This is a genomic window from Stenotrophomonas geniculata ATCC 19374 = JCM 13324, from assembly GCF_001431625.1.
GTDB classification, from domain to species: domain Bacteria; phylum Pseudomonadota; class Gammaproteobacteria; order Xanthomonadales; family Xanthomonadaceae; genus Stenotrophomonas; species Stenotrophomonas geniculata.
The window spans coordinates 1-603 of record NZ_LLXT01000070.1 but is presented as its reverse complement, the minus strand read 5'-3'; the positions used below and the strand labels follow the sequence as shown (position 1 = coordinate 603).

The window sequence follows — 603 nt, the reverse complement described above, 5'->3', positions numbered from 1 at the left end:
CATCGCCGTGGCTGAACTGCAGGCGGCCACCGGCCGCAGCCGAGTCCGGATCCGGTGACCACGGGTTGAGCGTGCGCAGCCACATCACGTCGGCATTCTTCTCGAACGAGCGGATCTGGCCGACACCGGCCTCCAACGCGCAGGCGGCGAAATAGCCCAGGCCACCACAGGTATCGAGGATCACCTTGCCGGCCGGGGCGACCAGCTCGACCTTGCGGCGCGCATCCTCGAAGGGTGACAGCTTGGAGGTCGGCAGCATCTTGATGCCGTCGATCTCGAAGGTCGGTGCGCCCCATTCGGTCGGCACCAGCTTGATCAGCGAACCGCTGTAACGCGAGATCGGCGCGAATTCCTCGCCGTCCCAGTAGTACAGCGTGCGGTCCTTCAGCTTGCCCGGCCACGGGTAGGGCTGGCCACGGAAGCGGAAGCCGTCGGCATCCAGCGCCACGCTGTCCTCGCTGCGGCCGAGGTCGAGCGAGCCCTGCCAGTCGGCAGCGCCCTTGTCATGGGCACGGCGCAGGGTATCGGCGCTGTCGCGGGTCAGCAGGGGGCCGGTGTAATGGGGCACGGCGGGTACCGGGGCGGTTCGGGGGTGGGGATGGT

At 68.5% G+C, this 603-nt stretch carries 1 pseudogene; it reads right to left on the bottom strand.

Annotated elements, in window-relative coordinates:
- Positions 1-603: pseudogene (locus ARC63_RS04060) on the bottom strand (SAM-dependent methyltransferase); the annotation flags it as partial.